The sequence below is a fragment of the Streptomyces sp. NPDC028907 genome, assembly GCF_055564995.1.
The window spans coordinates 759,543-783,607 of the sequence record NZ_JBVHVE010000002.1 but is presented as its reverse complement, the minus strand read 5'-3'; the positions used below and the strand labels follow the sequence as shown (position 1 = coordinate 783,607).

At 70.6% G+C, this 24,065-nt stretch carries 24 protein-coding genes and 5 tRNA genes; 10 read left to right on the top strand and 19 right to left on the bottom strand.

Annotated features, from left to right (window positions below; genetic code table 11):
• The first annotated feature begins 137 nt into the window (after positions 1 to 137).
• Entirely contained in the window at positions 138 to 1,976 is a 1,839-nt protein-coding gene (locus ACZ4UU_RS08075; RefSeq protein WP_468037547.1) for an HSP90 family protein, read from the top strand.
• A complete protein-coding gene (locus ACZ4UU_RS08070; RefSeq protein ID WP_468037545.1) occupies positions 1,973 to 4,945 on the top strand; it encodes a tetratricopeptide repeat protein in 2,973 nt (990 codons plus the stop codon). The genes ACZ4UU_RS08075 and ACZ4UU_RS08070 overlap by 4 nt, the downstream gene beginning before the upstream one ends.
• A gap of 6 nt (positions 4,946 to 4,951) precedes the next feature.
• Here ACZ4UU_RS08070 and ACZ4UU_RS08065 read toward each other — a convergent pair whose 3' ends face one another.
• On the bottom strand, positions 4,952 to 6,613 hold the full coding sequence (locus tag ACZ4UU_RS08065) for a DAK2 domain-containing protein (RefSeq protein WP_468037543.1): 1,662 nt from the start codon (positions 6,611 to 6,613) through the stop codon (positions 4,952 to 4,954).
• Positions 6,614 to 6,869: 256 nt separating this feature from the next.
• Here ACZ4UU_RS08065 and rpmB point away from each other — a divergent pair, with 256 nt between their 5' ends.
• A complete protein-coding gene (gene rpmB / locus ACZ4UU_RS08060) occupies positions 6,870 to 7,055 on the top strand; it encodes a 50S ribosomal protein L28 (RefSeq protein ID WP_003993230.1) in 186 nt (61 codons plus the stop codon).
• A 99-nt stretch (positions 7,056 to 7,154) separates the two neighbouring features.
• Here the strand turns inward: rpmB and thiD are convergent, their stop codons facing one another.
• Both thiD and ACZ4UU_RS08050 read right to left on the bottom strand, forming a co-directional pair.
• Entirely contained in the window at positions 7,155 to 7,961 is an 807-nt protein-coding gene (gene thiD, locus ACZ4UU_RS08055) for a bifunctional hydroxymethylpyrimidine kinase/phosphomethylpyrimidine kinase (RefSeq protein WP_468037541.1), read from the bottom strand.
• Positions 7,958 to 8,926, bottom strand: coding sequence for a thiamine-phosphate kinase (locus ACZ4UU_RS08050; RefSeq protein WP_468037539.1), 969 nt, complete (start codon positions 8,924 to 8,926; stop codon positions 7,958 to 7,960). Before ACZ4UU_RS08050 ends, thiD begins: the two co-directional genes overlap by 4 nt.
• Positions 8,927 to 9,132: 206 nt before the next feature.
• Between ACZ4UU_RS08050 and ACZ4UU_RS08045 the strand changes: the two genes are divergently transcribed.
• Together ACZ4UU_RS08045 and ACZ4UU_RS08040 are read left to right on the top strand one after the other, a co-directional pair.
• Positions 9,133 to 9,366 (top strand): Lrp/AsnC family transcriptional regulator, encoded by a 234-nt coding sequence (locus ACZ4UU_RS08045; RefSeq protein WP_003997603.1) that lies wholly within the window; start codon positions 9,133 to 9,135, stop codon positions 9,364 to 9,366.
• A 20-nt stretch (positions 9,367 to 9,386) separates the two neighbouring features.
• Positions 9,387 to 9,920, top strand: coding sequence for a DUF3515 domain-containing protein (locus ACZ4UU_RS08040; protein ID WP_468037536.1), 534 nt, complete (start codon positions 9,387 to 9,389; stop codon positions 9,918 to 9,920).
• Here the strand turns inward: ACZ4UU_RS08040 and ACZ4UU_RS08035 are convergent.
• The 3 genes from ACZ4UU_RS08035 to ACZ4UU_RS08025 form a co-directional block, all read right to left on the bottom strand.
• Positions 9,913 to 11,070, bottom strand: coding sequence for a D-alanine--D-alanine ligase family protein (locus tag ACZ4UU_RS08035; RefSeq protein ID WP_468037534.1), 1,158 nt, complete (start codon positions 11,068 to 11,070; stop codon positions 9,913 to 9,915). The two genes, ACZ4UU_RS08040 and ACZ4UU_RS08035, sit on opposite strands and share 8 nt — an antisense overlap.
• Positions 11,071 to 11,250: 180 nt before the next feature.
• Positions 11,251 to 12,261: an NAD(P)H-dependent glycerol-3-phosphate dehydrogenase gene (locus tag ACZ4UU_RS08030; protein ID WP_468037532.1), complete on the bottom strand. Its 1,011-nt coding sequence runs from the start codon at positions 12,259 to 12,261 to the stop codon at positions 11,251 to 11,253.
• Positions 12,258 to 13,058, bottom strand: a complete 801-nt coding sequence (locus ACZ4UU_RS08025) for a lysophospholipid acyltransferase family protein (RefSeq protein WP_468037530.1) — start codon at positions 13,056 to 13,058, stop codon at positions 12,258 to 12,260. The genes ACZ4UU_RS08030 and ACZ4UU_RS08025 overlap by 4 nt, the downstream gene beginning before the upstream one ends.
• Before the next feature lie 215 nt (positions 13,059 to 13,273).
• On the opposite strand from ACZ4UU_RS08025, the gene cofC reads away from it, so the two are divergent.
• Together cofC and ACZ4UU_RS08015 are read left to right on the top strand one after the other, a co-directional pair.
• Positions 13,274 to 13,912 carry a 2-phospho-L-lactate guanylyltransferase gene (cofC, locus tag ACZ4UU_RS08020; RefSeq protein WP_468037528.1) on the top strand — a complete coding sequence of 213 codons (639 nt, stop codon included), beginning with the start codon at positions 13,274 to 13,276 and terminating at the stop codon, positions 13,910 to 13,912.
• An 87-nt stretch (positions 13,913 to 13,999) separates the two neighbouring features.
• Positions 14,000 to 14,203: a hypothetical protein gene (locus ACZ4UU_RS08015; RefSeq protein ID WP_468037526.1), complete on the top strand. Its 204-nt coding sequence runs from the start codon at positions 14,000 to 14,002 to the stop codon at positions 14,201 to 14,203.
• 72 nt (positions 14,204 to 14,275) lie between these two features.
• Here ACZ4UU_RS08015 and ACZ4UU_RS08010 read toward each other — a convergent pair whose 3' ends face one another.
• The 4 genes from ACZ4UU_RS08010 to leuC all read right to left on the bottom strand — a co-directional run bounded on the left by ACZ4UU_RS08010 (position 14,276) and on the right by leuC (position 17,609).
• Positions 14,276 to 14,923 (bottom strand): HU family DNA-binding protein, encoded by a 648-nt coding sequence (locus ACZ4UU_RS08010; RefSeq protein ID WP_468037524.1) that lies wholly within the window; start codon positions 14,921 to 14,923, stop codon positions 14,276 to 14,278.
• A 137-nt stretch (positions 14,924 to 15,060) separates the two neighbouring features.
• A complete protein-coding gene (locus tag ACZ4UU_RS08005) occupies positions 15,061 to 15,291 on the bottom strand; it encodes an SCO5555 family protein (protein ID WP_019755408.1) in 231 nt (76 codons plus the stop codon).
• A gap of 287 nt (positions 15,292 to 15,578) precedes the next feature.
• On the bottom strand, positions 15,579 to 16,172 hold the full coding sequence (gene leuD, locus ACZ4UU_RS08000; RefSeq protein ID WP_468037521.1) for a 3-isopropylmalate dehydratase small subunit: 594 nt from the start codon (positions 16,170 to 16,172) through the stop codon (positions 15,579 to 15,581).
• A 6-nt stretch (positions 16,173 to 16,178) separates the two neighbouring features.
• Entirely contained in the window at positions 16,179 to 17,609 is a 1,431-nt protein-coding gene (gene leuC / locus ACZ4UU_RS07995; protein WP_468037519.1) for a 3-isopropylmalate dehydratase large subunit, read from the bottom strand.
• A gap of 201 nt (positions 17,610 to 17,810) precedes the next feature.
• On the opposite strand from leuC, the gene ndgR reads away from it, so the two are divergent.
• Positions 17,811 to 18,527 (top strand): IclR family transcriptional regulator NdgR, encoded by a 717-nt coding sequence (gene ndgR / locus ACZ4UU_RS07990; RefSeq protein WP_217215073.1) that lies wholly within the window; start codon positions 17,811 to 17,813, stop codon positions 18,525 to 18,527.
• Positions 18,528 to 18,749: 222 nt separating this feature from the next.
• Here the strand turns inward: ndgR and ACZ4UU_RS07985 are convergent, their stop codons facing one another.
• The gene (locus ACZ4UU_RS07985; protein WP_468037517.1) at positions 18,750 to 19,259 is read right to left on the bottom strand and encodes a DUF4188 domain-containing protein; all 510 of its coding nucleotides are present in this window, start codon (positions 19,257 to 19,259) and stop codon (positions 18,750 to 18,752) included.
• Positions 19,260 to 19,347: 88 nt separating this feature from the next.
• Between ACZ4UU_RS07985 and ACZ4UU_RS07980 the strand changes: the two genes are divergently transcribed.
• Entirely contained in the window at positions 19,348 to 20,001 is a 654-nt protein-coding gene (locus ACZ4UU_RS07980) for a MerR family transcriptional regulator (RefSeq protein WP_468037515.1), read from the top strand.
• Positions 20,002 to 20,038: 37 nt separating this feature from the next.
• Here the strand turns inward: ACZ4UU_RS07980 and ACZ4UU_RS07975 are convergent.
• The 6 genes from ACZ4UU_RS07975 to ACZ4UU_RS07950 all read right to left on the bottom strand — a co-directional run bounded on the left by ACZ4UU_RS07975 (position 20,039) and on the right by ACZ4UU_RS07950 (position 21,322).
• Positions 20,039 to 20,111: transfer RNA gene (locus ACZ4UU_RS07975), tRNA-Glu, on the bottom strand.
• A 28-nt stretch (positions 20,112 to 20,139) separates the two neighbouring features.
• A tRNA-Gln gene (locus ACZ4UU_RS07970) sits at positions 20,140 to 20,211 on the bottom strand.
• A 20-nt stretch (positions 20,212 to 20,231) separates the two neighbouring features.
• Positions 20,232 to 20,304: transfer RNA gene (locus tag ACZ4UU_RS07965), tRNA-Glu, on the bottom strand.
• 29 nt (positions 20,305 to 20,333) lie between these two features.
• Positions 20,334 to 20,406 (bottom strand) — tRNA-Glu (locus ACZ4UU_RS07960).
• 21 nt (positions 20,407 to 20,427) lie between these two features.
• A tRNA-Gln gene (locus ACZ4UU_RS07955) sits at positions 20,428 to 20,499 on the bottom strand.
• 91 nt (positions 20,500 to 20,590) lie between these two features.
• Entirely contained in the window at positions 20,591 to 21,322 is a 732-nt protein-coding gene (locus ACZ4UU_RS07950; RefSeq protein ID WP_468037512.1) for an HAD family hydrolase, read from the bottom strand.
• A 79-nt stretch (positions 21,323 to 21,401) separates the two neighbouring features.
• Between ACZ4UU_RS07950 and ACZ4UU_RS07945 the strand changes: the two genes are divergently transcribed.
• Positions 21,402 to 21,686, top strand: coding sequence for a hypothetical protein (locus tag ACZ4UU_RS07945; RefSeq protein ID WP_468037510.1), 285 nt, complete (start codon positions 21,402 to 21,404; stop codon positions 21,684 to 21,686).
• Positions 21,687 to 21,747: 61 nt separating this feature from the next.
• Here the strand turns inward: ACZ4UU_RS07945 and gltX are convergent, their stop codons facing one another.
• The gene (gene gltX, locus ACZ4UU_RS07940; protein ID WP_468037508.1) at positions 21,748 to 23,232 is read right to left on the bottom strand and encodes a glutamate--tRNA ligase; all 1,485 of its coding nucleotides are present in this window, start codon (positions 23,230 to 23,232) and stop codon (positions 21,748 to 21,750) included.
• Positions 23,216 to 24,001, bottom strand: coding sequence for a fumarylacetoacetate hydrolase family protein (locus ACZ4UU_RS07935; RefSeq protein WP_468037506.1), 786 nt, complete (start codon positions 23,999 to 24,001; stop codon positions 23,216 to 23,218). The genes gltX and ACZ4UU_RS07935 overlap by 17 nt, the downstream gene beginning before the upstream one ends.
• Positions 24,002 to 24,065: the final 64 nt, after the last annotated feature.

The window sequence follows — 24,065 nt, the reverse complement described above, 5'->3', positions numbered from 1 at the left end:
CGTCCCGGAAACCCCTGGTCAGACGTTTGGTTTCGGCTCTAGGATGGCGCGCTCCGGCCATCCTTTCGCGGTCACCGCCTCACCGGGACCGCCCGACCCCGCGCCGTCCGCCAAGTCCCCCCAACGGCGCCGTGACGATGGACTCCCAGACCTCACAGTCATCCCAGGTACCTCAGCCGCCCCAGTCACCTCATACGTTCCAGGTCGACCTGCGTGGTCTGGTGGACCTGCTCTCCCACCATCTCTACTCCAGCCCGAAGGTCTACCTGCGCGAACTGTTGCAGAACGCCGTCGACGCCATCACCGCCAGACGCGCCGAGGAGCCGGACGCGCCGGCCAAGGTGTGGTTGCACGCCGCGGCGGGCGCCCTGCGGGTCGAGGACTCCGGGGTCGGGCTCACCGAGGCGGACGTGCACAGCCTCCTCGCGACCATCGGGCGCAGCTCCAAGCGTGCCGAGGGACTTCAGGAGGCGCGGTCCGACTTCCTGGGGCAGTTCGGCATCGGTCTGCTGGCCTGTTTCGTGGTCGCCGAGCGGATCCGGGTGGTCAGCCGCAGCGCCCGTACGCCGGACGCGGCGCCCGTGGAGTGGACGGCGACGGACGACGGTTCGTACACCGTGCGGACGCTGCCGGACGACGCCCGTACCGAGCCGGGCACGACCGTGCACCTGGTGGCGCGGGCCGGGGCCGCCGAGTGGCTGGCCGAGGACCGGGTGCTGGCGCTGGCGCGGGACTTCGGCTCACTGCTGCCGTACGACGTCCGGGTCGGCGGCGAGGCGGTCACCGACCTGCCCGCGCCCTGGGACCGGCCGTACGCCTCCCCCGCCAACCGCAGGGTGGCCCTGGCGCGGCACTGTCACGACCTGTTCGGCTTCACCCCGCTGGACTCGATCGACCTGGACGTGCCGCTCGCCGGGATCCGTGGCGTGGCGTACGTCCTTCCCTCGTCGGTCAGCCCGGCCCAGCGGGCGGGTCATCGCGTCCATCTCAAGGGCATGCTGCTGACCGAGCGCGCCGAACAGCTGCTGCCCGACTGGGCGTTCTTCGTGCGCTGTGTGCTCGACACGGACAGCCTGCGGCCCACCGCCTCGCGCGAGTCGCTGTACGAGGACGAGACGCTGGCGGCCGTACGGGAGGCGCTCGGCGAAAGGATTCGGTCCTGGCTGACCGGGCTCGCTGCGGGTGATCCGGAGCGGCTGGCCGCCTTCCTGGCCGTGCACCATCTGGGCGTGAAGTCGCTCGCGCGGCACGACAAGGAGATGCTGCGGACGATGCTGCCGTGGCTGCCGTTCGAGACGACCGACGGGCGGCTGTCCCTGGAGGAGTTCGCGCAGCGGCACCCGGTGGTGCACTTCACGCGGACCGTCGAGGAGTACCGGCAGGTCGCGCCGATCGCGTCCGCGCAGGGCGTCGGGGTGATCAACGGCGGTTACACGTACGACAGCGAGCTGGTCGAGGCGCTGCCGTCGGTGCGGCCGGGGACGGTCGTCGCCGAGCTGGACGCCGACACCGTGACCGCGCATCTGGACGCCGTCGACCCGGCCGAGGAGCTGGCCCTGGCCGGCTTCCTGGCGGCCGCGCGGGCGAAGCTCGACCCGCTGGGCTGTGACGTCGTGCTGCGCGCCTTCCACCCGCTGTCCGTGCCGGCGCTGCACCTCGACGACCGCGCGGCCCGCCACGAGCAGGCCCGCGCGGAGGCCGAGGAGCAGGCCGACGACCTGTGGGCCGGCATCCTCGGCTCGCTGCGCGGCAGCGCGCCACGCGCGCGTCTGGTGCTCAACCACCTCAACCCGCTGATCCGGCGGATCAGTTCCCTGGGCGACCCGGAGTTGATCGGCACCGCCACCGAGTCCCTGTACGGGCAGGCCCTGCTGATGGCGCAGCGCCCGCTCAGGCCCGCGGACTCCGCGCTGCTGAACCGGGCCTTCATCGGCCTGCTGGAGTGGGCCACGAACGGCGAGGAGGGCCGCCGATGAGCGACGTCACGGACTTCGACTCGCTGCGCCGGGCGATGGCGGACAACTCCGAGGAGCCGGAGGGTCCCGCCCGCAACGCGCGCGCGGAGCAGCTGCTGGCCGAGGCCGAGAAGCTGAACGTCCCGCTCGCCGTGATCGAGGCGCTCGGACACCAGCTGAAGGTCTACAACTACAGCTCCGAGAAGGACAAGATGTTCGTCCCGTTCGCGCGTCTGCTGCGCATGTGGGACGAGCGCCCCGAGGACTTCGACGAGTACGAGACGCACTCACTGCACTGGGTCTTCAAGTGGATGTCGTCCGGCATGCTCGACCAGCCGCACGTCCCGCTGGCCTCGATCGAGAAGTGGCTCGGCGAGATGGAGCACCGCTACCGGCTCGCCGCGCACTCCGAACGGGCCGTGCGCAGCGCCGAGTTCAGCGTGGCCGCGCATGTCGGGGACGTGGCGCGGGCCGAGCGTGCCTACGCGGCCTGGCTGGCGGCCGACCGGGACAGCATGGCCGACTGCCACGCGTGCGAGCTGCACGTGCAGGGCTGGTGGCAGGCCGAGCGGGGCCGGGACGCCGAGGCGATCCGGCTGTGGGGGCCGGTCCTGGCGGGCGAGTTCACCTGCGCCCACGAACCGCACACCGTCCTCGCGTCCTCCCTGGCGCCGCTGCTGCGCCTGGGCCGCCTGGACGAGGCCCGCGCCCACCATCTGCGGGGCTTCCGGCTCGTACGGGCCATGGAGAGCATGCGCGGCGCCTACGCGGACCACGTGGAGTTCTGCGCGCTCAGCGGCAACGAGGCACGCGGCCTGGAGCTGCTGGCGGAGCGGCCCGCGTACTTCACGGACGACGGGCATCCGCGCAGCAAGCTGGAGTTCATGGCGGTGGTGGCCCTGCTCATGGACCGCCTGAGTGAGCTGGGACTGGGCGATCAGCGGGTGCCCGGCCCGGCGGGCCGTGACTGGACCGCCCGTGAACTCGCCGCACACGCGCGTGGGGAGGCCCTCGCGCTGGCGGCGGGCTTCGACCGGCGCAACGGCACGGCACACGTCAGTGAGCGGGCACGCGCGCGCATGGACCAGCGGCCGCTGGTGGAGCGGCTGCCGCTGGGAGTGCGTACGGCGGCGGCGCGGCCGACCGGGGTGGCGGAGCCCGCGCCGGCCACGGCCAACGTCGCCGGCGGTTCCGAGGGCGCGTCGGCGGAGCCCGACCTGGCCGCGCTCCTCATCGAGGCACGTCGGCTGTCTGACACCTTGCAGCCCCACGCCATCGCGGCCTGGGCGGCCGTCTCGCGAGCCGCCGAGGGCGTTGAGCTGACCGCCCGAGACCGCGCGGAGATCGCCGACCACCAGGCGATGGACCTGGGCCCGCAGGGCATCGTCCTGTTCGAGGAGGCCGCCGGGCTGTACGCGGAGGCCGGCGACCCCGGGGAGGCCCTGGCGGCACACGCGCGTGGGGCGTACGTACGCGCTCTCACCGGCGATGTGCCCGAGGCCCTCGCGGTGGTCGCCGACCTGTACGACCGGGTCCTCGCGCTGTACGCCGAGGACGGCACGGGCGTACGGCAGACGGCGGCCGTGCTGATGAGCCGGGCGCGGATCCTGATGCGGCGGGCGCACGAGGCGGAGGGCGCGACGCAGGAGGCGGCCCTGGCCGACGCCAGGGCCGCCGCGGGTGAGGTGCTCGCGCTCGTCGACGGACGGGCCGGGGACGACGTACGGCTGGCTGCGCGGGCCGCGGAGGGGCAGGCCATGCTCGCGGAGCTGGCGGCGCTCGCCGGGGACGTGGAGCGGGCCGCGGAGCTGTTCGCCCGGGCTTCGGAGGCGTTCGTCGGGGCGGGGCTGCCGTGGTTCGCGGTGGAGTACGAGGCCCGGCTGGCCGGGCTCGCGCACCATCTCGGCGACACGGCCGAGGCCGAGCGGGCGCTGCGGGCGGCCCTGGAGCACGGCGGGCCGCACCTGGAGGCGCCCGGGCGGGCCCAGCTGCACCTCCAGCTGGCCGAGGTGCTCGGTGGCCGGGGGCTGGCCGAGGAGGCCGCGGAGCACGCCCTGGAGGCGGCGCACTGGGCCGACGAGGCGGGCGAGAGCCGGACGCTGGGGGCCTGGGCGCGCCAGCAGCTCGGCGGGTTCCTGCTGCATCAGGGGCGGTTCGCCGAGGCCGCCGAGGTCCTGGAGTCGGCGCTGCCCGACCTGACCGCCGAGATGCACGGCGACGGCGCGATCGTCCAGACCCTGTGGTGGCTCGGCGACTGTCTGAGCGAGCTCGGCGAACACCGCGAGGCCGCCGAACGCCGCCTTCAGGCCGCCGAGATCGCCCGGCACTGGCCCGAACAGCACGACCACGCCACGCTCGCCCACCTCGCCGCCGAGTCCCTCGGCCACGCGGGCCTGCACACCGAGGCCGACCAGGCGTACGCGCGCGCGGGCGCCCTGTGGCGCGAGCTCGGCAACGTCCACGGCCTCGTCCGCTCCCTGCGCGCCCGCGCGTGGCTGGTGTTGCGGCTGGAGGGCACGGAGGGCCGCCGGGACGGCGGGGACGACACGGCGTCCGCGTTGATGGCGAGCGCGATCAACGCGTGCACGGCGGCGCTGGACTCCGCGGACGACGAGGAGGCACGTCGGCTGCTGGTCGCCGAACTGGGCCATACGCACCGGCAGTTCAGCGACCTGCTCGCCCGTTCGGCCACGGAGGACGCCGAGGACGAGTCGATCCGTGCCGCGCTGGAGGCGGCCCTGGCCCAAGTGACCCAGGCCGTCGCGGTGTTCGCCGCCCTCGGCGACGACGCGCTGCACAACCGCACCGGCGCCGAACTCGCCGCGGGCTGGCTGGAGGCCGACCTGAGCCGCCCGGAGCGGGCCGCGGCACGCGCGCGTGCGGTGCTGACGGCGTACGAGGGCCGCGACGAGGCCGACGAGGCGGCGCGGGAGCGGCGCGCCGAGGCCGAGCAGATGCTTCAGGTCATGGAGGAACAGGACGCCGAGTAGCGGGAGCTACTCGACGCCGATGAGCAGCAGCGCTCCTTGCCGCCCACCCCGGTACACCACCGTGTCGACGGCGAGATAGGCCTCACGCACGCGTGCTTCGAGGTGCTCGGCGATCGTCTCGGGTGCCTCGTCGCCGAGGACGAGGGTGACGAGTTCGCCGCCTGCCGAGAGCATCCGGTCGAGGACGGTCTCGGCGGTGGCGGTGACGTCCGTCCCGATCACGGCGACGTCGCCGTCGACGAGGCCGAGGACGTCGCCGGCCTGGCAGATGCCGGCCATGGTCCAGGACTGGCGTTCGGCGACGGCGACCTCGGCGTAGCGGGTCGCGCCGGCCGCCGAGGTCATCGACACGACGTCCTCGTCGAAGCGGCGCTCCGGTTCGTGCACGGCGAGCGCCGCGATGCCCTGGACCGCGGAGCGGGTCGGGATCAGCGCCACCCGGATGCCCTCCGCGCGGGCCTGCTCGGCCGCGGCGGCCGCGGTGTGGCGCAGCTCGGCGTCATTGGGCAGCAGCACGACCTCGCGCGCGTGGGCACGCCGTACGGCCTCCACGAGCTCCCCGCTCGCGGGCGGCTCCCCGGGGCGCGCGAGGACGGTGGTCGCGCCGGCCTCGCCGTACAGCCCGGCCAGTCCCTCGCCCGGCACGACGGCGACGACGGCCCGCTGGGCCCGTTCCCGGGGCGGCCGCTCGGCACCGGTGGTGTGCACATCACCGGCACCGAAGTGGGTGATCCGGATCCGGTACGGCCGTCCGGCCTCGACGCCGGCCTCCACCGCGGCCCCGGCGTCGTCGACGTGCACATGGACGTTCCACAGCCCGTCACCGCCGACGATCACGAGCGAGTCCCCTAGGCCGTCGAGCCGCTCCCGGAGCCGGTCCACGGCGGCGTCCTCGGCCTCCAGCAGATAGATCACCTCGAAGGCGGGACCGCTCTCGTCCAGGGAGTCGGCGCATTCCTCGGCCGTCTCGGGCTCCACGCGCGCGTGCGCCCCGGACACCACCGCGGGGACCGCCACCGCCTTCCCCGTGAACGTCTCCACCAGCGCCCCCAGCACCGCCACCAGCCCTCGTCCCCCGGCGTCGACGACCCCCGCGCGCTCCAGGACCGCCAACTGCCCGGGGGTGGCCGCCAGCGCCGCACGTGCCCCCTCGTAGGCCGCTCGCGCGACCGCCCCGCAGTCGTCGCCCTTCGCCCCGCCTGCCGCGTCGGCGGCGGCCGAGGCGACCGTGAGGACCGTGCCCTCGACCGGGTGGGCCACGGCCTGGCGGGCGGAGTCGGCCGCGTGCCGCAGGGCGAGCCGGAGACCGGAGCCGTCGGTGTGAGCCGTCTCACCGGCGGCGGCGAGCACCTGGGCCATGCCCCGCAGCAGTTGGGCGAGGATCGTCCCGGAGTTCCCCCGGGCGCCGATGAGGGCCCCGTGCGCCATCGCGCGGGCCGCGTCCGCGAGGGTGGGCCTACCGACGTCGTACGCGGTGAACACGGCCTCCACGGCCGCGACCGCCGATTCCACGGTCAGGTACAGGTTCGTCCCCGTGTCCCCGTCGGCCACGGGATAGACGTTGATCGCGTCGATCTCCTCACGCGCCCGACCGAGTGACTCCAGCGCGAGACCGCACCAGGTGCGCACCGCGAGAGCATCGAAGAATGTCTGCGGCACCTGCGCCACCTGCGCCTCCTTGAGCTGCCGACCGTGGCACGCAGCGTAGACCCAGGGCGGGTGCGCGCCGGAAGCGGGCCGGGGGCGGGCCCCTGAGCAGGCATGGTAGTTTCGTTGGACTGGCGCAGTCGTTGTATGCTGCTCCGGTTGCCCGATGAAAATCGGGCCGTTCCCCTGGCAACGCCACTCAGATCTCTGATAGTAGATCTCGATCCCGGCATGCCGGGATTATCCGTAAGAGCATCTGAAGTCTTTGGAGTGACCCGTGGCTGCCAACTGCGACGTCTGCGGCAAGGGGCCGGGCTTCGGCAACAACATCTCGCACTCGCACCGCCGTACGTCCCGTCGCTGGAACCCGAACATCCAGCGCGTCCGTACCGTGGTCGGCGGGACGCCGAAGCGCGTGAACGCCTGCACCTCGTGCATCAAGGCCGGCAAGGTCTCGCGCTGACGCCCACAGCTGAGCGCGCGGCCACTGCTGGTTCGCTGCAGTAAGCCGGTCCACCTCGGTGGACCGGCTTTTTGCTGTGCCCGGGCGGCCGCCGGCTCGCTACGAGCCCTCGCGGAACCGCCACCCGTGGTCCACCGGCCCGATCCCCCCGCCGAGCGCGAACCCCGCCCTGATCGCCCCGGTGACGTACTCCTTGGCCGCCGCCACCGCCTCCGGGACCGACAGCCCCTTGGCGAGCCCCGAGGCGATGGCCGAGGCGAGCGTGCAGCCCGTGCCGTGGGTGTGCCGGTTGTCGTAGCGCGGCGCCCGCAGCCAGTGCTCCTCGGAACCGTCCGTCAGCAGATCCACGGCGTCCCCGGACAGATGGCCGCCCTTGATCAGCACCCAGCGCGGTCCGTACGCCAGCACGGCCGCCGCGGCCTGGCGCAACTGCTCCTCCGCCTCGACCCGGACGCCGGTGAGCTGCGCCACCTCGTCGAGGTTGGGCGTCGCCACGGTCGCCACCGGCAGCAGTTTCGTGCGCACCGAGTCCAGTGCGGAGGCCGCGAGCAACGGGTCTCCGTGCTTGGAGACGCCGACCGGGTCGACGACCGCCGGCGCGTCCGTGCCCCCGATCAACTCCGCCACCGTCTCGACCAGTTCGGCGGACGCCAGCATCCCCGTCTTGATCGCCTGGACGCCGATGTCGTCGACGACGCTGCGGTACTGGGCGCGTACCGCCTCCACGGGCAGTTCCCAAGCGCCCTGCACGCCGACGGAGTTCTGCGCGGTGACCGCGGTGATCACGCTCATGCCGTGCACGCCGAGTGCCAGCATCGTCTTCAGGTCGGCCTGGATGCCCGCGCCGCCGCCGGAGTCGGAGCCGGCCACCGTAAGGACGTTGGGGATCCCGAGGTTGGGGATCATGACTCGATGTCCCCGCCGAAGTGGTCCCAGCCGCCCTTCTTGGTCCACGGCGCCCCGTCCACCGTCACTTGGGGCAGCGCGGAGGGGTTGAGGACCTCGCCGATGACCTTCCAGCGGGCCGGGAGCTTCACGTCCGGCGGGAAGGTCGCCACGATCGCGTGGTCCTCTCCCCCGGTCAGCACCCACTGCATGGGATCGACGCCGACGGCCTGCCCGATGTCGTTCATCTGCGTCGGGATGTCGATCGCGCCGGAGCGGATGTCGATCCGGACCTTGCTGGCCTCGGCGATGTGCCCGAGGTCGGCGATCAGCCCGTCGCTGACGTCGCACATCGCGGTCGCGCCGAGCCCCGCGGCGGCCGGACCAGCGTGATACGGCGGCTCGGGGCGCCGATGGGCCTCCACGAAGGCCCGCGGCGAGCGGAAGCCGCGGGACAGCACGGCGTATCCGGCGGCGGACCAGCCCAGCCAGCCGGTCACCGCCACGAGGTCGCCGGGCTGTGCGCCGGCCCGCGTCACGGGCTCCTGGTTGCGCAGATCGCCGAGCGCGGTGATCGACACCATGATCGAGTCGCCCCGTACGACGTCGCCGCCGACCACGGAGGCGCCCGCGACCTGGCACTCGTCGCGCAGGCCGTCCATCAGCTCGGTCGGCCAGGTCACCGGGAGTTCGGCCGGCACGACCAGGCCGAGCAGCAGCGCGGTCGGTACGGCACCCATGGCGGCGATGTCCGCGAGGTTTTGCGCGGCGGCCTTGCGGCCGACGTCGTAGGCCGTGGACCAGTCGCGGCGGAAGTGCCGCCCCTCCAGCAGGATGTCGGTGCTGGCGACCACCCTGCGGTCGGGCGCGGCCACCACCGCGGCGTCGTCGCCGGGGCCCACCCGGACCGCCGGGGTGGTGGTGAGACGGGAGGTGAGCTCCCTGATGAGCCCGAACTCGCCGAGCTCACCAACAGTGCCCTTCATTGCCCTTACGCCCCTTCTGTCCCTGTCCGCACCCGGTCGCGCGTCACTTCGGTCCTCGTTACGGTCGAGGTGTACGTCAACTTCTGTCGTGCCGGTACCCCGGCGCGCAAGCCCCGCCCATCGCAGGTCTCCCCGCGGCGAGCGGCGACGCGATACCGTGGCGTTCCTTTTCCCCACATGATCCTCGTGGCCGCCCTGGAGGTTCCGTGGTACAGGCGTACATCCTGATCCAGACGGAGGTCGGCAAGGCGTCGACCGTCGCCGAGACGATCAGCAAGATCCCTGGAGTCATCCAGGCCGAGGACGTGACAGGACCGTACGACGTCATCGTGCGCGCCCAGGCCGACACGGTCGACGACCTGGGTCGCATGGTGGTCGCGAAGGTCCAGCAAGTGGACGGCATCACCCGCACCCTGACCTGCCCGGTCGTACATCTGTAGCCCCCGTCTACCCTTGGCCGGTGAACTCTTTCCGTCACCGGCACACTTCTGTCCTCGGGCTGCCCGCGCTCGTGCTGCTGATCACCGCTGCGGGCTGCTCATCAGCAGACGGCAGCGCGTCGGCGGCGGTTCCCAGTCCCGGCAGGACGGCGGCGAAGCTGTGTCAGAACCTGGACAAAGCACTGCCGGCCAAGGTCGACGGTGAGCGCCGTGCGGATCCCTCGCCCGCGTCCCCGCTGACCGCGGGCTGGGGGGACGACCCGGCGATCATACTGCGCTGCGGTGTCGTACGGCCGCCGAAGATGATCGACCCCAAGGTGGCCGAGGGCCGGGATCCGGACGCGGTGGCCGGAGGTGTGGAAGGCGTCAAGTGGCTGATGGAGAAGCAGGACGGCGGGGGGTACCGGTTCACCTCCGCGAGCCGCCGCGCGTACGTCGAGGTCACCGTGCCCGAAGGACTGGACAGCTCGGGAGCGCTGATCGACCTGGCTCCGGCCATCAAGAAGGCGATCCCCACGGGGATCGCCGACCTGACCGTGGCGGACCCTACCTGAGCCCGGTGGACCGCCTCAGCGCCGCCTGGATCAGCCGGTCCACCAGTTCCGGGTAGCTGATCCCGCTCGCCTGCCACATCTGCGGGTACATCGAGATCGGTGTGAAGCCGGGCATCGTGTTGATCTCGTTGATCACGAACTCCCCGTCCTCGGTGAGGAAGAAGTCCGCGCGCACCAGCCCCTCGCAGGAGGCCGCCTCGAAGGCGTCCACCGCGAGCCGCTGGACCTCGGCCGTCTCATCGGGCGTCAGCGGGGCCGGCACGATGCCGGGCGTGGAGTCGATGTACTTGGCCTCGAAGTCGTAGTACGCGTGCGCGTCCGGCGGCGGGATCTCGGCCGGGACGGAGGCGCGCGGGCCGTCCTCGAACTCCAGCACCCCGCACTCGATCTCACGGCCGCGCAGGGCCGCCTCGACGAGGATCTTCGGGTCGTGCCGCTGGGCCTCGGCGATGGCCTCGTCCAGACCGGCCATGTCCTCGACCTTGGTGATGCCGATCGACGAGCCCGCGCGTGCGGGCTTCACGAAGAGCGGCCAGCCGTGCTCGCCAGCCAGGTCGACGATCTTCTTGCGGGCTGCCGACTCGTCCCGCTCCCACTCGCGCGGCCGGATCACCACGTACGGGCCCACCTTGAGCCCGAACGAGGTGAACACCCGCTTCATGTACTCCTTGTCCTGGCCGACGGCCGAGGCGAGCACGCCCGAGCCCACGTACGGGGTGCCGGAGAGCTCCAGGAGGCCCTGGAGGGTGCCGTCCTCGCCGTACGGGCCGTGCAGCACCGGGAAGACCACGTCGACGTCACCGAGGGCCTTGGGCACCGATCCGGGCTCGCTGTAGACCACTTCGCGGCTCGCCGGGTCGACGGGGAGCACCACGCCGCCCTCGCTGGACTCCGCGAGGTCGTCGACCTCGGGCGTACGGCGGTCGGTGATCGCCATGCGTTCGGGATCGTCGGCGGTGAGCACCCAGCGGCCGCCGCGGGTGATGCCGATCGGCAACACGTCGTACCGCGTCCGGTCGATCGCGCGCAGCACGGCGCCGGCTGTGACCATGGAGATCCCGTGCTCGGAGCTGCGACCGCCGAACACGACGGCCACGCGCGGCTTGCGGGGCGGCTGGTCAGGGCTCTGGGGGAGGTTCTCGGTGCTCATATCGCGTTGAGAGTACCCGGTGGTAGGGGCCGGAGTCAGCGTCCGTTGACGATGGCGGTTCGCGCAGCGCCCCCAAAGGGGCGCGGGGCTCTATCCACCTGCGGCTCCGCCGCGCGGGCGCGAGCAACCACAACGGCGCCGCAGCCGCCCGACGACACTCCCCGGCACCCAGCGGAGCGCCTAGCGGCGCTCGGGCTTCGCGCTGCGCGACATGAGCTCCTTGAGGGCGACCACGGGCGGCTTGCCCTCGTGGACGATGCCGACGACGGTCTCCGTGATGGGCATGTCGACGCCGTGCCGGCGGGCCAGATCCAGCACGGACTCACAGGACTTGACGCCCTCGGCGGTCTGCTTGGTGACCGCGATGGTCTCCTGGAGGGTCATGCCCTTGCCGAGGTTGGTGCCGAAGGTGTGGTTGCGGGACAGCGGCGAGGAGCACGTCGCCACCAGGTCGCCGAGGCCCGCGAGTCCGGCGAACGTCATCGGGTCGGCGCCCAGCGCGACACCGAGCCGCGCCGTCTCGGCGAGTCCGCGCGTGATGAGTGAACCCTTGGCGTTGTCGCCGAGGCCCATGCCGTCCGCGATGCCGACGGCGAGCCCGATGACGTTCTTCACGGCACCGCCCAGCTCGCAGCCCACCACGTCGGTCTCGGTGTACGGCCTGAAGTACGGCGTGTGACAGGCGCCCTGGATGCGCTGCGCGACGGATTCGTCGGTGCAGGCGACCACGGCGGCGGCCGGCATCCGCGCGGCGATCTCGCGGGCCAGGTTGGGCCCGGTGACCACGGCGATGCGGTCCTGGCCGACCTTGGCCACGTCGTCGATGACCTCGCTCATCCGCATGGCGGTGCCGAGTTCGACGCCCTTCATCAGGGACACCAGGACCGTGCCCGGCGCCAGCATCGGCGTCCACTCGGCGAGGTTGGCGCGCAGGGTCTGGGAGGGGACGGACAGCACGGTGAAGTCCGCGCCGGCCATGGCCCGGGCCGGGTCGGTGGTCGCCCGCATGCCCTGCGGGAGCTCGACGCCGGGGAAGTAGTCCGGGTTCGTACGGGTCGAGTTGATGGCGTCGGCGACCTCGGGGCGACGCGCCCACAGGGTGACCTCGCATCCCGCGTCGGCGAGGACGATGCCGAAGGCGGTCCCCCACGAACCAGCACTCAGAACTGCCGCCTTGACGGGCTTGCTCACGTGCCCTGCCCCTCTTCCTGCTCGGCCTTTTCCTGCTCGGCCCTCGGCTGCGTCTGCCGGTTCTGCGCGGCAGTGCGGCGTCGCTGCTCGATGCGCTCCTGACGCGGATCGTACGGCGTCTTCGGCGCCTTCTCGCCGCGGATCTGCTCCAGCTGGGCCGTGACGGCGGCCATGATGACCTCGGTCGCCTCCTTCAGCAGCTCCGGGGTCATCTCCTTGTCGTAGAAGCGCGCGAGATCCACGGGCGGGCCGGCGAGCACCTGGTGGGTCTTGCGCGGAAGGAGGTTGAGCTTCTTGGCGTAGGGCGGCAGCAGTTCGTTGGCGCCCCACTGCGCGACCGGGATCACCGGGCATTTGGTCTGCAGGGCCACGCGCGCGGCGCCGGTCTTGCCGGTCATGGGCCACTGGTCCGGGTCGCGGGTGATGGTGCCCTCGGGGTAGAACGCGACGCATTCGCCGCGCTCCACGGCGTCGATCGCGGCCCGGAAGGCGCTCAGCGCGTCCGTGGTCTCCCGGTAGACGGGGATCTGTCCGGTGCCGCGCATGGCGGCGCCGACGAATCCCTTCTTGAAAAGTCCACTCTTCGCCAGGAATCGCGGAACCCGGCCGGTGTTGTACTGAAAGTGCGCGTACGCGAAGGGATCGATGTGCGAATTGTGGTTCACCGCGGTGATAAATCCGCCCTCGGCCGGAATGTGCTCCATTCCACGCCAGTCCCGCTTGATCAGAACCACCAGCGGCGGTTTGCAGATCACCGCGGCGAAGCGGTACCAGAAGCCGATTCTGCGGCGGGGCACGCGTGCACCTTCCTCTAGAGATCAAGGACATCGGGCCGGGGGGCCGCACAAGTGTCGCCCCAGGCCGCCGGTCTGTCGAGAACACCGTACGCCCGCCCGTCTCCCACCCCCACCCTTGCAAGGAGCTTCGCAGGCCTCCCATTACCGTCACCGCCAGATGACGCCGGTGACGGCTGAGTGACAATGGCCGGGACTAGAGAGGGAGCGAAACGCTCGTGCAGTGGACCTTGGTCATACCCCTGAAGCCCTTGGCGCGGGCGAAGAGCAGGCTCTCGGACACCGCGTCGGACGGGCTGCGCCCCGGCCTCGCCCTCGCGTTCGCGCAGGACACGGTGGCGGCGGCGCTGGCCTGCCCGGCGGTCAAGGATGTGGCAGTCGTCACGAACGACGCCCTGGCCGGCCGCGAGCTGGGCGCACTTGGCGCGCATATCGTCCCCGACGAGCCGGGAGGCGGCCTGAACGCGGCACTGGCACACGCGACGGCCGTCGTACGCTCCTTGCGCCCCGAAAGCCCCGTAGCGGCCCTGAACGCCGATCTTCCGGCACTGCGCCCCCTGGAATTGGCCCGGGTCCTGGATGCGGCAACGGAATTCCCCCGCGCTTTCCTTCCCGACGCGGCAGCCATCGGCACCACATTGCTCGGGGCTGCGCCCGGCCAGGAATTACTGCCCGAATTCGGCGAGGATTCGCGGTTCCGGCACCGCGCCTCGGGGGCAGTGGAACTCGGCCTCGAAGACGTCGGCTCCGTACGCCAGGACGTGGACACCGGCGAGGATCTACGGGCGGCACTGGCTCTGGGAGTGGGCCCACGAACGGCGGCGATGGCAGCACGGCTACTGATCAAGGAGCCGTGACGGCAACCCCGCCAAGGGGCGGGGGAACTGCCCGACCAGTCCCCACGGCCCCGCACGCGAAACACAACCCGTCGTAGGGTTACCGCCATGCAGGCCACCGCGTACACCTACGACGAGAACACCCGCTCCGGCAGCGTCCTCCTGGACGACGGCACCCCCGTCCCCTTCGACGCCCCCGCCTTCGACGCCGGAGGCCTACGGCTGCTGCGCCCCGGGCAGCGGGTCCGTATCGAGACGGAGGGCGAGGGCGAGTCCCTGCACATCACGCTGGTGACCCTGCAAACGCTCTGAGCAGCGGCTCCAACACGCCGCGGGCCGGACTCCACACGGAGTCCGGCCCGGCGCGTGAGTGCCCCTGCGGTCCTACCTCTTGCGGGCGGTCGCCTTCTTGGCGATGGTCTTGCGAGCCGTCGACTTCTTGGCGGGCGCCTTCTTGGCGGTCGCCTTCTTCGCCGGGGCCTTCTTGGCCGTCGCCTTCTTGGCGGTCGTCTTCTTCGCCGCGGTCGTCTTCTTGGCGGCCGTCGTGGTCTTCTTCGCCGGAGCCTTCTTCGCGGTGGTCTTCTTCGCGGCGGCCGTGGTCTTCTTCGCCGTCGTCTTCTTCGCGGTGGTCTTCTTCGCCGCGGCGGCCTTGGTGGTCTTCTTCGCGGCGGCCTTCTTGACCGTCGCCGCGGCACCACCGGTCAGGCTGCCCTTGGGCGCCTTCTTGACGGCGACCTCGCCGCCCCGCGGGAGCTTCTTCGAGCCGCTGACCAGGTCCTTGAAGCCCTGACCGGCGCGGAAGCGCGGAACGGAGGTCTTCTTGACCCGAACCCTCTCGCCCGTCTGGGGGTTACGGGCGTAACGAGCAGGTCGGTCGACCTTCTCGAACGAACCGAAGCCGGTGACCGAGACCCGCTCACCCGCGACGACCGCGCGGACGATGGCGTCCAGTACATGGTCGACAGCATCGGCGGCCTGCTGGCGGCCGCCCATCTTGTCGGCAATCGCTTCTACGAGCTGCGCCTTGTTCACGTCTTCCCCTTCGGAGACATCGCCAGAACGAAAGTGTTCAAGCTTTTTCGCACGTTAGGCAGATATATACCGCAAATCAAACACGAAACGGGCTAATCACCCTTGTGCCGCAACAGACTCGACTGTCTCGAAGGTGTTCAGCGTTCCTCTTCGGGGAATCGCCCCGCGTCGAGATCCGCCATGAACCGCTCCAGACGCCTTGTCGCTTCGGCGACGTCGTGCTTGGCCGCGGCCGTAATGACCAGCAGCTTCCGGGTCAGCGCCATCCGTACGCCCTCCGGGACTTGCAGTGCGCGCACCCTTGTGTGCGCTTCCTTCAGTTGGTCCGCGACTGCCGCATAGAGCTCGAGTTGGCCGTCGTGTTCCATGCACAGATTGTGCCATCTGGGGCGAGTTGTCGCCTGCCAGGGGTGCAACTCCGGCCTCAAATGGCCTTCCGGGCACTTGCGGAAGTCACGGTTACACCACTCGCGTACCCCCGCAACATCCCTCGTAACGTGGGAAGTTGAGTCCGGCACGTAAGCCGCGCAGGGCCGTTCGGGTGCAGACATGGCAGTACCCCCGATCGGGCTGATCGGGGGTACTGAGGGGGTGTTGCGGTGTCCGAAAGTCGCCTTGCGCTCAGGCCTCGGTGCGAACCGGAGCGATCTCGGGCTCAGGTCTGAAGCGTGCGCGGCTTGAACGACGGCCGCTTCGCCTCGTAGGCGGCGATGTCCTCTTCGTTCTGGAGGGTGATCGAGATGTCGTCGAGGCCGTTGAGCAGCCGCCAGCGGGAGTTCTCGTCCAGCTCGAAGGAGGCGGTGATGCCCTCGGCGCGCACCTCGCGGGCCTCCAGGTCAACGGTGATCTCGGCCTGCGGGTCCTTCTCCGTGAGCTCCCACAGCGCGTCCACGATCTTCTGCTCCAGAACCACCGTGAGCAGGCCGTTCTTGAGCGAGTTGCCGCGGAAGATGTCGGCGAAGCGGGAGGAGATGACCGTCTTGAAGCCGTAGTTCTGCAGCGCCCACACGGCGTGCTCACGGGAGGAACCGGTACCGAAGTCGGGACCGGCGACCAGGACCGTGGCGCCCTGCCGCTCGGGCTGGTTGAGGATGAACGTCTCGTCCTTGCGCCAGGCCTCGAACAACCCGTCCTCGAACCCGTCCCGCGTGACCTTCTTGAGCCAGTGAGCAGGGATGATCTGGTCGGTGTCGACGTTGGAGCGGCGCAGCGGGACGGCCCGGCCGGTGTGCTTGGTGAATGCTTCCATGGCTGATCAGACTCCAGCGGGCGTACGGGTCTCGGCGTCGGACAGGTCGGCCGGGGAGGCCAGGTGGCCCAGGACCGCGGTGGCCGCGGCGACCTGCGGCGACACCAGGTGGGTACGACCGCCCTTGCCCTGCCGGCCCTCGAAGTTGCGGTTGGAGGTGGACGCGGAGCGCTCACCCGGGGCCAGCTGGTCGGGGTTCATGCCCAGACACATCGAGCAGCCCGCGTGCCGCCATTCGGCGCCGGCCTCCTTGAAGACGACGTCCAGACCCTCGGAAACGGCCTGGAGACCGACCCGCGCGGAGCCGGGGACGACCAGCATCCGTACCCCGTCGGCGACTTTGCGGCCCTTGACGAGCTCGGCGGCGGCACGCAGGTCCTCGATGCGGCCGTTGGTGCAGGAGCCTACGAAGACGGTGTCCACCTTGATGGAGCGCAGCGACTGACCGGCCTCCAACCCCATGTACTCCAGGGCCTTTTCGGCGGCGAGGCGCTCCGAAGCGTCTTCGTACGAAGCAGGGTCGGGGACGGACGCCGAAAGCGGGGCGCCCTGGCCCGGGTTGGTGCCCCAGGTGACGAAGGGCGACAGTTCGGCGGCCTCGATGACGACCTCGGCGTCGAACTCGGCGTCGTCGTCCGTCTTCAGCGTCTTCCAGTACGCGACGGCCGCGTCCCAGTCCTCGCCCGTGGGCGCGTGCGGGCGGCCCTGAAGGTAGTCGAAGGTGGTCTGGTCGGGGGCGATCATGCCCGCGCGGGCACCGGCCTCGATCGACATGTTGCAGATGGTCATCCGGGCCTCCATCGAGAGCTTCTCGATGGCGGAGCCGCGGTACTCCAGGACATAGCCCTGGCCGCCGCCCGTGCCGATCCTGGCGATGATCGCCAGGATCAGGTCCTTGGCGGTGACACCGTCGGGCAGTTCGCCGTTGACGGTGATGGCCATGGTCTTGGGGCGGGCCATGGGCAGCGTCTGGGTGGCCAGCACGTGCTCCACCTGGGAGGTGCCGATGCCGAACGCCAGGCCGCCGAAGGCACCGTGCGTGGAGGTGTGGGAGTCACCGCAGACGACGGTCATGCCGGGCTGGGTCAGACCCAGCTGCGGGCCGACGACGTGCACGACGCCCTGCTCGACGTCGCCCAGCGGGTGCAGGCGCACACCGAACTCGGCGGCGTTCGCGCGCAGCGTCTCCAGCTGCACGCGGGAGACCGGGTCGGCGATGGGCTTGTCGATGTCGAGGGTCGGGGTGTTGTGGTCCTCGGTGGCGATGGTCAGGTCGAGCCGGCGCACCTTGCGGCCGCTCTTGCGGAGGCCGTCGAAGGCCTGCGGGCTGGTCACCTCGTGCAGCAGGTGCAGATCGATGAAGAGGAGGTCGGGCTCGCCCTCGGCGCGCCGGACGACATGGTCGTCCCAGACCTTCTCCGCGAGTGTCCTACCCATCGCTTTCCCTCCGGCCGGCTTACGGTCCGCCGGCCCAACTAGAGATCTTGAGAAGGCGGCCACCGCCCGCGCCCCTGCTTCCGGGCGTCCGCCGCCAGGCCCGTTCGGTTTACGGGCCGCTCTGCCTTCGTTCTTCCAGAGTGGCGTGTTCCACGGAAAATTGAACTTGCGTTTCACAGAGTGAGACGCGAGTATCGTTGCATGGACAACAGTAGCGGCGTCGGCGTTCTGGACAAGGCAGCCCTTGTCCTGAGCGCCCTGGAGTCCGGTCCGGCCACCCTCGCAGGGCTCGTCTCGGCCACCGGACTGGCACGACCCACGGCCCATCGACTGGCCGTGGCTCTGGAACACCACCGCATGGTGGCGCGTGACATGCAGGGCCGTTTCATTCTCGGCCCTCGGCTGGCGGAACTGGCCGCGGCAGCGGGTGAGGACCGTCTCCTCGCCACCGCCGGCCCGGTCCTCACCCACCTCCGTGACGTCACCGGCGAGAGCGCACAGCTCTACCGCCGCCAGGGCGACATGCGCATCTGCGTCGCCGCGGCGGAGCGCCTGTCCGGCCTTCGGGACACGGTCCCGGTCGGCTCGACGCTCACGATGAAGGCGGGCTCCTCGGCCCAGATCCTCATGGCCTGGGAGGAGCCGGAGCGTCTGCACCGCGGCCTCCAGGGCGCCCGCTTCACGGCCACGGCCCTCTCGGGCGTACGGCGCCGGGGCTGGGCCCAGTCGATCGGCGAGCGCGAGCCGGGCGTCGCGTCCGTCTCCGCGCCCGTGCGTGGCCCGTCGAACCGCGTGGTGGCCGCAGTGTCCGTCTCCGGCCCCATCGAGCGCCTGTCCCGGCACCCCGGCCGCATGCACGCCCAGGCGGTCATCGACGCCGCGGCCCGCCTCTCGGAGGCCCTGCGCCGCACGGGCTGACGGCATCGCCGTACGTCGGGAAAGGGCAGCCTCAACGCCGCGGCGGCCCTCCTCCGACGGTCAGGTGACGCACCCAAGGGGCGCGGAGAACTGCGCGACCAGCCACAGTCGGCCCGCACGCACCCGCCCCTTACCCGAAGATCCCACGGCGCAGAATCTGCCACCACCAGCTGTCCGCCGACGACCGCGCCATCGTGGCTGATCGCGCAGTTCCCCGCGCCCCTAGGACGTCGCACTCCCGGACCTGTGAGCGAACCGGTCCTTCGCATACCGGCCCCGCGACTCCACGGGCACTTGCCCATGCGCCGCCGCCAGCCCGAACGCCGGCATGTCCGCGTAGATCGACTCGTACGCCCCCTCGGGCACCACGTAGGCCTCGTGCCACAGCCCCACGTGCCCCCGCACCTTCCCCGCCCGCTCCTTGCGGTTGATGATCCCCCACACCCGGTGATGGAACATGTCCGGCGAGGCGGCGTACGCGTAGAGCTTCTCCTTGGACTCCCAGTACTGGACGACGTAGTACGTCCGCGGTGAAGCAGTCAGCAGTACACGCCCCAGCAGCCCCCGGTCGCCGTCCCGCGCAAGCTCCCCCAGCATGCGGAACATCGACAGCATGACCGGGAGCCACTGGTGCACCGCCCAGAAGTGGTTGATCCGCATCCCGATGAGCAGGACCACCACATCGCCCTCGGCATCCGCGGTCGTACGACCCAGCACCGGCTTGGCGAACATGAGGCCCCCTGGCTCCGCAACCGGATAGCGGCACTATCCTTCTGATCGGTGTTTGGATAGTGGCACTTCCCAAGGAGGGGCGCAAGAGATGCGGCTGGCGGAGCTCAGCGAGCGCAGTGGGGTGCCCATCGCGACGATCAAGTACTACCTGCGCGAAGGCCTGTTGGCGCCCGGCCGCCAGATCAACGCCCGCACCGCCGAGTACGACGAGGAGCATCTGCGCCGGCTGCGTCTGGTGCGCGCGATGATCCAGGTCGGACGGGTGCCGGTGGCGACGGTCCGGGAGGTGCTCGGGCATGTCGACGACGACGCCCTCCCCCGGACGATCCGGCTGGGTGCGGCCCTGTGGGCGTTGCCGCAGGTCCCGGAGCCGGACGAGGACGACGAGTACGTTCGGGCCGCGCACGACGTGGCGGACGAACTGCTGGAGTCCCTGGGCTGGTCGAACGCCAAGGCGCTGGTGACGATCTCGCCCTCCTACCGTTCGCTGGTGGTGGCCATGGCGGCGCTCAGACGGCTCGGTTACGACTGGGATCCTCAACTGCTGCTGGAGTACGCCCGGTTGATGCACGGGGCGGCGGTTCTCGACCTGGACTTCGTCGAGACCCATGCGTCGGAGGCCGAGAAGGTGGAGACGGCGGTCCTGGGGGCGATCCTCGTCGAGCCGATGCTTCAGGCACTGCACCGGCTGGCACAGGAGGAGGAGTCGGCGCGCCGGTACGGCTTCGGTGACCAGGAATGACGAAGGCCCCCCACCGAAGTGGAGGGCCTTCACTGTGTACCCCCGACCGGATTCGAACCGGCGCTACCGCCTTGAGAGGGCGGCGTGCTAGGCCGCTACACAACGGGGGCGAGGATCTTACGTTTCCGCAGATCCGAGCTGGTCTACCTGGACTCGAACCAAGACTAACTGAACCAGAATCAGTCGTGCTGCCAATTACACCATAGACCAATGTGGTTTAGACCAGTTTGTACCCCCGACCGGATTCGAACCGGCGCTACCGCCTTGAGAGGGCGGCGTGCTAGGCCGCTACACAACGGGGGCCCTAGCGATCCCGAGCTGATCGAGATCAGTACCCCCGACCGGATTCGAACCGGCGCTACTGCCTTGAGAGGGCAGCGTGCTAGGCCGCTACACAACGGGGGCTTTGCAGATGAGCTCTGCGAGCTGGCCTACCTGGACTCGAACCAAGACTAACTGAACCAGAATCAGTCGTGCTGCCAATTACACCATAGGCCACTGGAACGCAAGCCCCTGAGGGGATCTTGTTCTAGTTTGCTCCTCCGGGTTCCGGCCTTTCGGCCCGCTCCTCGGCGGCGCAGGAAGAACATTACCCGAAGGTGGACGGGGCTCCAAAACGGGTATCCGCGCCGAGGAGCGCGGGGAGTTCGGAGAGGGAGGCGATCCGGTGCGGTCCGCCGAGGGCGCCCGCGCTGGTGTACACGCCCGCACGGTCGATCCAGACCGACAGCAGCCCGGCCTCCGCGGCACCCCGCCCGTCGATCTCCGGGTGATCGCCGACGTACGCCACCTGGTGCGGGGCGAGCTCCAGGGCGGCGCAGGCGGCGTGGAAGGCACCGGCCTCCGGCTTGGAGACGCCGAGCTCGGCGGCGCACAGGATGGCCTCGAAGCGGTCGTGCACACCGAGGACGCGGAGTTTGCGGTCCTGGACGTGGATGCTGGAGTTCGACAGCACCGCGTGCCGGTGGCTGGCTGCTAGCGCGTCCAGGACGGGCAGGACGTCCGGGAACAGGGCCCAGGCGGTCTCGTAGTGCGCGATGTAGCGCTCGAACCATGCGTCGGCCTCGGCGTCGGTCAGCTCCGTGCCCAGGAAGACCCGTACCCGATCACGCCGCTGGTCCTCGAAGGTCGTCTCCCCGACCGAGAACCGTGCCCACTGGGCGTCCGTGACCTGCCGCCACCGCACGAGGGCCTGCTCGGCGTCGCCGTACGCGCCGAGCAGGCCCTCGGCCAGCAAGTGCTCCCGCATTCCCGCGCGGTCGGCGGTGGTGTAGTCGAAGAGGGTGTCGTCGACGTCCCAGACCACGGCCCGAATGCTCATGATCCGACGGTAACCCGGGGTGCGGGGCCCCGTCCGGCGATCGCGGTCGTCAGTAGACGTGGACTGGCACACTGGGGGCATGACCGAGTACCGCGTCCAGTTCACCGTCGAAGCCCGTGCGGCGTACGACGCCTTGCCCGAGGAGCGTCGAGTCCATCTGGACAGGGCCGTACGGATACTGGCGCGTGACCCGTTCCGCAAGAACGCCACCGCGCAGCTCGGTCCCGACGAGCACCTGCGCAAGGCGTACGTGGCACCCGGTGTGATGCTGGAGTACATGGTCGCGGGCGCCGTCATGGTCATCGTCGTGCTGGAGATCTTCGACGAGTTCGCGTACCTGATCGACGAGGCCGACACGGTCTGAGACGGACGCGTGAGGGGCGGCACCCGGGATCCGGGTGCCGCCCCTCACGTGCGTGGGGGTACTACGCCGCCAGCCTCGCCAGCGCCGCGTCGATCCGGGCCAGGGTCGTGTCCTTGCCCAGCACCTCAAGGGACTCGAACAGGGGCAGGCCCACCGTGCGGCCGGTGACGGCTACGCGGACCGGGGCCTGGGCCTTGCCGAGCTTGAGGCCGTGGGCCTCGCCGGCGGCCAGGACGGCCTCCTTGAGGGACTCGGGGGAGGTCCAGTCGGCCGCGTCCAGCTTCTCGCGGGCCGTGCGCAGGAGAGCGTCCGAGCCCTCCTTCATGGCCTTCGTCCAGGACGGCTCGTCGAAGACCGGCTCCGGCAGGAAGAGGAAGTCGACGTTGTCCGTGATCTCCGACAGCACCTTCAGCCGGGTCTGGGCGTGCGGGGCGATCGCGTGCCACTTGGCCTCGTCGAAGGCCTCCGGGGCCCAGGGGGCGAAGGGGGCCTTCAGCCAGGGCGCGCAGCGCTCCGTGAAGTCCTTCACGTCCAGCAGGCGGATGTGGTCGCCGTTGATCGACTCGCACTTCTTCAGGTCGAAGCGGGCCGGGTTGGGCTGCACGTCGGCGACGTCGAAGGCCGCGACCATCTCGTCCATCGTGAAGATGTCCTGGTCGGCCGAGAGCGACCAGCCGAGGAGGGAGAGGTAGTTGAGCAGGCCCTCGGGGAGGAAGCCGCGCTCGCGGTAGAGGTTCAGCGACGACTGCGGGTCGCGCTTGGAGAGCTTCTTGTTGCCCTCGCCCATCACGTACGGCAGGTGGCCGAACTCGGGGATGCCCTTGGCGATGCCCAGCTCCATCAGCGCCTTGTACAGGGCGATCTGACGGGGCGTCGAGGAGAGCAGGTCCTCGCCGCGCAGGACGTGGGTGATCTCCATGAGGGCGTCGTCGACCGGGTTGACGAGGGTGTAGAGCGGGGCGCCGTTGGCGCGGACGATGCCGTAGTCCGGGACGTTCTCCGGGGTGAACGTCAGCTCGCCGCGGACCAGGTCCGTGAAGGTGATCGTCTCGTCGGGCATCCGGAAGCGGACGATCGGCTCGCGGCCCTGGGCCTTGTACTCCTCGACCTGCGCGTCGGTCAGGTCGCGGCAGTGGCCGTCGTAGCCGGACGGCTTGCCGGCCGCGCGGGCGGCCTCACGGCGGGTGTCCAGCTCTTCCTGGGAGCAGTAGCAGCGGTAGGCGTGGCCGGCGTCGAGGAGCTTGGCCGCGACATCCTTGTAGAGGTCCATGCGCTGCGACTGACGGTACGGCGCGTGCGGGCCGCCGACCTCGGGGCCCTCGTCCCAGTCGAAGCCCAGCCAGCGCATCGAGTCGAGCAGCTGGGTGTAGGACTCCTCGGAGTCGCGGGCCGCGTCGGTGTCCTCGATGCGGAAGACCAGGGTGCCCTGGTGGTGCCTGGCGAACGCCCAGTTGAACAGGGCGGTGCGGACCAGGCCCACATGGGGGTTACCGGTGGGCGAGGGGCAGAAACGTACGCGGACGGGTGCGCTAGCCACGCTTGACAACCTTGTTGGTGAGAGTGCCGATGCCTTCGATGGTGACGGCGACCTCGTCGCCGACGGTGAGCGGCCCGACGCCTGCCGGGGTGCCCGTGAGGATCACGTCGCCGGGGAGCAGCGTCATGGCCTCGGAGATGTTGACGATCAGATCCTCGATCGGGTGGATCATCTCGCTGGTGCGGCCGAGCTGGCGTTGTTCGCCGTTGACCGTGAGCTGGATGGTCAGGTCGGCGGCCGTTTCGAGGGCCAGGCCGGTCTCCACCCAGGGGCCCAGCGGGCAGGAGCTGTCGAAGCCCTTGGCCCGGGCCCACTGCTTCTCGCGCTTCTGGACGTCCCGGGCGGTGATGTCGTTGGCGCAGGTGAAGCCGAAGATCACGTCCTTGACGCGCTCGCGCGGGACCTCGCGGCACATGCGGCCGATGACGACGGCCAGTTCGGCCTCGTGGTGGAGGTCCTCGGTGAAGGACGGGTACTGGATCTCGTCGCCGGGGCCGATGACGGAGGTCGACGGCTTGAAGAAGGCGAACGGGGCGTCGGGCACCTCGTTGCCGAGTTCGCGCGCGTGCTCGGCGTAGTTGCGGCCGAAGGCCACGACCTTGTTGGGGAGCACCGGGGGCAGCAGACGCACCTTGCTGAGCGGGACCTTCGTACCGGAGAGCTCGAAGTCCGCGAACGGGATGCCCTTGATGATGTCGAGCACGAGCTCGTCCGGCTTGTCGCCCTCGACCGCGCCGAAGGCGACGTTCCCGTCGATGGAGAATCTGGCGATGCGCACGGGATGCTGCGCCCCTCACTTGAGCCGGCTGGAGTCTGACGCTCCAGGCTAACGCGGGGAGGGG

Coding starts and splice junctions, on each gene's coding strand:
- leuC (WP_468037519.1), bottom strand. CDS start 17,609: ATGGGTAGGACACTCGCGGAGAAGGTCTGGGACGACCATGTCGTCCGG.
- ACZ4UU_RS08050 (WP_468037539.1), bottom strand. CDS start 8,926: ATGAAGGGCACTGTTGGTGAGCTCGGCGAGTTCGGGCTCATCAGGGAG.
- ACZ4UU_RS07980 (WP_468037515.1), top strand. CDS start 19,348: ATGCGGCTGGCGGAGCTCAGCGAGCGCAGTGGGGTGCCCATCGCGACG.
- ndgR (WP_217215073.1), top strand. CDS start 17,811: ATGGACAACAGTAGCGGCGTCGGCGTTCTGGACAAGGCAGCCCTTGTC.
- ACZ4UU_RS08035 (WP_468037534.1), bottom strand. CDS start 11,070: ATGAGCACCGAGAACCTCCCCCAGAGCCCTGACCAGCCGCCCCGCAAG.
- ACZ4UU_RS08070 (WP_468037545.1), top strand. CDS start 1,973: ATGAGCGACGTCACGGACTTCGACTCGCTGCGCCGGGCGATGGCGGAC.
- thiD (WP_468037541.1), bottom strand. CDS start 7,961: ATGATCCCCAACCTCGGGATCCCCAACGTCCTTACGGTGGCCGGCTCC.
- leuD (WP_468037521.1), bottom strand. CDS start 16,172: ATGGAAGCATTCACCAAGCACACCGGCCGGGCCGTCCCGCTGCGCCGC.
- ACZ4UU_RS07985 (WP_468037517.1), bottom strand. CDS start 19,259: ATGTTCGCCAAGCCGGTGCTGGGTCGTACGACCGCGGATGCCGAGGGC.
- ACZ4UU_RS07950 (WP_468037512.1), bottom strand. CDS start 21,322: ATGAGCATTCGGGCCGTGGTCTGGGACGTCGACGACACCCTCTTCGAC.
- ACZ4UU_RS08005 (WP_019755408.1), bottom strand. CDS start 15,291: ATGGAACACGACGGCCAACTCGAGCTCTATGCGGCAGTCGCGGACCAA.
- ACZ4UU_RS07945 (WP_468037510.1), top strand. CDS start 21,402: ATGACCGAGTACCGCGTCCAGTTCACCGTCGAAGCCCGTGCGGCGTAC.
- ACZ4UU_RS08075 (WP_468037547.1), top strand. CDS start 138: ATGGACTCCCAGACCTCACAGTCATCCCAGGTACCTCAGCCGCCCCAG.
- ACZ4UU_RS08015 (WP_468037526.1), top strand. CDS start 14,000: ATGCAGGCCACCGCGTACACCTACGACGAGAACACCCGCTCCGGCAGC.